Annotated in this window: 4 protein-coding genes; all 4 read right to left on the reverse strand. The window is 63.1% G+C overall.

Translation table 11 applies throughout. The annotated features are described in order from the left end of the window. The coding region (gene tssG / locus V7080_RS16870) for a type VI secretion system baseplate subunit TssG (RefSeq protein WP_334189558.1) at positions 1-805 on the reverse strand (805 nt) is incomplete at its 3' end. Continuing rightward, positions 769-2634: a type VI secretion system baseplate subunit TssF gene (gene tssF, locus V7080_RS16875; RefSeq protein ID WP_334189559.1), complete on the reverse strand. Its 1866-nt coding sequence runs from the start codon at positions 2632-2634 to the stop codon at positions 769-771. The genes tssF and tssG, both read right to left, overlap by 37 nt. Before the next feature lies 1 nt (position 2635). Continuing rightward, positions 2636-3178, reverse strand: a complete 543-nt coding sequence (tssE, locus tag V7080_RS16880) for a type VI secretion system baseplate subunit TssE (RefSeq protein ID WP_334189560.1) — start codon at positions 3176-3178, stop codon at positions 2636-2638. Further along, positions 3175-3390: type VI secretion system accessory protein TagJ (locus V7080_RS16885; protein ID WP_334189561.1), on the reverse strand; the 216-nt coding region annotated here is incomplete at its 5' end. The genes V7080_RS16885 and tssE, both read right to left, overlap by 4 nt.

The following is a 3390-nucleotide window of genomic DNA, read 5'->3' on the forward strand; positions in this document are numbered from 1 at the left end:
CGGTGCCGGGAAGCAGCGCTTCATACTGCGCCCGTGTCAGCGGTCCGATTTCCAGCCTGAAATGATGCTGCGCATCCCAGACCCGCTTGCCGACCACGAGGCTGCGGCCGATGGCGTTGTTGCCCGTGCCTCCCAATGCCGAGCACTGGTCCGGCGGCAGTGGCATCCATTGCGGATAAAAATATTGCAGGGCTATCGGCACGCAGAATTCGCAGCTCAATATTGCTTCCAGTGCGCCGCCGTGACGGATGGCGCGCGACAAGTGGCCGGCGAAGAAGCGCTTGGCATGTGGCGAAAGCACATCGGCGTGCCGACCGCCGCCGAAGGTCGCGTCCAGGTAGGCGCTAAAGCGATCGCTTTCGGGGCGGTCGTGGCTGGCCGCCGGCTGCGCCTGCCTCCAGGCCTTGTAAAAGCAGGACAGCAGGCGATGATGGAATACATCAGCAAAGCGCGCCAGCGTCGGATCGGCATAGGAGCGTTGGCGTTCCCGTGCCAGTTCCGTCAGATGCGTGGGCAGGGCGCCCTGCGGGCCGAACAGGCCGAGAAAGCGCGAGACCAGCCGGGGCGGTCCGTGCGTGCGTTGTTCGAAGGCGCTCAGGTTGGCGGGCGCAAAGGTCAGCGCCGGCTCCTGCGCCAGCCGCACCGGTTCATCGGCCGGCCGCAGCGCGTCGCCGATACGCGGCATTGCGCGATGCAACGCTTCGAGGCGGCGCAGCGCCTGGTAGAAATCAAACCCGTGCGGTTGGGCCGCAAGCCGGTCATGGAATGCTATGCCAGCGTCTTGCGCCCGATCCGTGGCGGCCATCGATACACCTCTGCGCGTGAGTCGGACAGGAGTCGGGTCTGGGTAAAGGCATTGATCGACACATGCTGGGCAAAAAACCGGTCGAGGATTGTGCCCAGCAGAAATCCGCCGCTGCCCGGCAGGCGGCTTTCGTCGATACGCAGGTCGATTTCGATACCCCTGCCAAAGGCGATCGGACCGGGAATCGGCAGGCGCCGGATGGTCGTCCGGGACGTCACCGCCTGCAGCGCGTCGATCTGCTTCTGCATGCCTGGATTGGCGGGGGCCGAATACAGTTCCAGCAAGCCGCGCAGGGTGGCGGCGCCATCCTCGCTACCCGGGCGGTCTATCAGGCTCAGGTAATTCAGCGACAGGTGGTGCACCAGCCGCCACGCATAGTCACCCTCCGGCACCGCCGAACGCGGCCGCGTGGGCCCGTGCACCATGGTGATGCGCGACACCGGCGCCGAGGCATCCAGCAACAGCGGATTTTGCGCGGCCACCGGCAGAAGCAGCGGCAGGTCGCGGTTGGTCGCCCAGACGTCTGCGCCCAGCTGCCGTATGGTGTCGGGATAGGGCGCTTCGTGGGTATCGACCAGTCCAACGAAAATTTCCGTGCCGACATAACTGCTGCGCGCGCCGGCCTGCTGCTGGCGTGACGAACTGCGGCGCGGTTCGCGCCGCAACGTGTAGTACGCATGATGCGGCGACCCGGCATTGTCCATGCTCGCGTAGAAAGGCTTGAACTCCATCTCGGCGGCATCGCCCGTGCCGAAGCCGCGCAGGCGCGATACGGAGAATATTTCATAGTCCAGCGGACGCGTGCGGTCAATCACCAGGTGATGCTCGAATTCGCCTTCACCGACCGCCACGCGGTCGGCTCGCCGTTCAAAAAGATTGGCCACGGGCGTGGCGTACAGGTTGAAGTGCGCCGCTTCCAGCGCGCCGTCGAGACGCGCTTCATGGCGGCCGAACAGCAGCACGAGTTCGATCTGGTCGCCAGCCGCTTTGCGCAGCAACGGCGCGAGGCCACGCAGGTTGAAAAACAGGAAGCGCTGTGGAAACGCAAAATATTCTTGCAACAGGCGATACCCCTGGAACGAACGCTTGCCGAAAGGCAGCAGCGCCTCGTCGTCGTCAAAGCCCATTCCCTCGACATGGTCGCGGTCCAGCGTGCCGATCAGCCTGCCTTCTTGCACGACCATCACGCCGATGCACTGGGCAAAGATCATTTCATACAGCGGTACGGCAAGGTCATCGGCGGCGTTGATATGGACGTTCAATGCATCGCAGTCGATACGATCAAAATGCAGGCCGCCGTGGCATTGCAGGCGCAGGCGCAAGCCCGATCGCACCGGCAGCGGCGTACGTGCGGCGGCAAGCGGCAGGTCGGCTGCATGGGCGAAGTAGCTCGCCTGCGTCAGCTCGACCGGATAGAGTGTTACCGGTTGCACGCTGCGGAATTCGCACGCGGTTTGCTGGCCACGGGGTACGACGCTGCGCATGCTGCTGCCGCGCGGCACCGTAACGCCTGCCGCCAGTGCGTTATCGGAAAAGTTGGGCTTCATGGCGACGATGCCAAACGATGGCGTCGGCGCCAGGAAATGGGGATACACCATTTCCAGCAAATGCTGCGTGAAGCGAGGAAATTCCGCATCGAGCTTCAGTTGCACGCGGGCGGCAACGAAGGCAAATCCTTCCATGAGCCGCTCGACATATGGGTCCGAAACTTCCAGCCCTTCCATGCCGAGGCGGCCGGCGACCTTGGGAAACTCGTGTGCGAATTCCGCGCCCATGTCGCGCAGGTGAGCAAGCTCACGGTTGTAATAGTCGAGAAGGCGCGGGTGCATGCTATCTCGCCCCCGCCGTACGTACCACCGCCGCGCTGACCTTGCCGTCCTGCACTTTCACCATGCCAGTCTCAAGGTCGACGTCGGTTTTTAGCAATAATTCCAGTGGATACGGCTGCGCCCACAGTTGGCCAGAAATATCGAACTGCAAAATATTGTGGTGGCTAAGTTCGTCGGCGGGCAATCTGCCTGTCACGCTCAGGGTCTGCGGCAGGATACGCGGCTCGAAGTCAAGAATTGCTTGGCGCAGAGACTGTTCCATCTCGAACAGCTCAACGTGCGATACCAGCTTGCCCGACAGGCAGGGCATGCCGAAATTGAGCACCGAACGCCGTGCATGGGCGTGACGTGCTTCGTGTGCATCTTGCAGAGCGCCGGTGGCATTGAATAGCCATGTCAGGTCGCGCAGCACGATGTCGCGCAAGCGATTGCGCGAAATGATTTTTTGCTCGAGCGCTTCCGTCTTGCTGTGCGGCGCGTCGTCGATCAGGCGGTCGAGCAGCGCAGGCAGCAACCGGTCGCGCGAAAAAAGAGTCTCGGTCATGCCGGCAGCGCCGCTGGTGAATCGACAAAGCGGATGTCCCGGCAATCGAGCAGTGCATAGTCGTCCCGGTCGCTGGCCAGCATCCGTTGGCCGGCGCCCTGTTGCAGGCTGCCGGACCATGGCAGCCACTCGGTAAGCCTTGCCAGTTTCAGGTCGTCCCGTGCGTCCGGGACGGTGCCGGGATACCGGGTCGGGATATAGCTGTTGCATAT

Source organism: Noviherbaspirillum sp. (genome assembly GCF_036846085.1).
In the GTDB taxonomy this organism is placed as follows: domain Bacteria; phylum Pseudomonadota; class Gammaproteobacteria; order Burkholderiales; family Burkholderiaceae_D; genus Noviherbaspirillum.

Bases quoted from the DNA above. Each gene is read 5' to 3' on its own strand.
- tssF (WP_334189559.1), bottom strand. From the start codon at position 2,634: ATGCACCCGCGCCTTCTCGACTATTACAACCGTGAGCTTGCTCACCTG.
- tssE (WP_334189560.1), bottom strand. From the start codon at position 3,178: ATGACCGAGACTCTTTTTTCGCGCGACCGGTTGCTGCCTGCGCTGCTC.